The organism is Colwellia ponticola, assembly GCF_005885605.1.
Taxonomy (GTDB): Bacteria; Pseudomonadota; Gammaproteobacteria; order Enterobacterales; family Alteromonadaceae; genus Colwellia; species Colwellia ponticola.
This window is the reverse complement of record NZ_SZVP01000116.1, coordinates 1-453: the sequence shown is the minus strand read 5'-3', so window position 1 is coordinate 453 and position 453 is coordinate 1. Positions and strand designations below refer to the sequence as shown.

At 65.1% G+C, this 453-nt stretch carries 1 pseudogene; it reads left to right on the top strand.

Annotated features, from left to right (window positions below):
* Positions 1-453 (top strand): annotated as a pseudogene (locus FCS21_RS16105) (hypothetical protein); the annotation flags it as partial.

The window sequence follows — 453 nt, the reverse complement described above, 5'->3', positions numbered from 1 at the left end:
TGGCCGTGCTGCGCCTGGACCGTATCGACCCACTGATCAGCGGCAATAAGTGGTTCAAGCTCACCCAACATCTGGCCCAGGCGCAGCAGGCCGGTGCCAGCGGCATCGTCAGCCTCGGCGGTGCTTACTCCAACCATCTGCACGCGCTGGCAGCGGCGGGCAAGCGCTTTGGTTTTCCCACCGTCGGCCTGTTGCGTGGTCACCCTCAAGACACCCCCACAGTCCTCGATCTGAAAGGCTTTGGCATGCAGTTGCATTGGCTGGGCTATGCCGGCTACCGCGCGCGCCACGCGGAGGATTTCTGGTTGCCGTGGCGCGCGCAATATCCCGATCTTTACCCCGTGCCCGAAGGCGGCGGCGGGATGGCCGGGGCATTGGGTTGCGGGGTCTTGGTCGAGCAGGCACGCCGGCAATTGAGCACCGTGGGCTGGGCCGATTACGATGCCTGGTGGT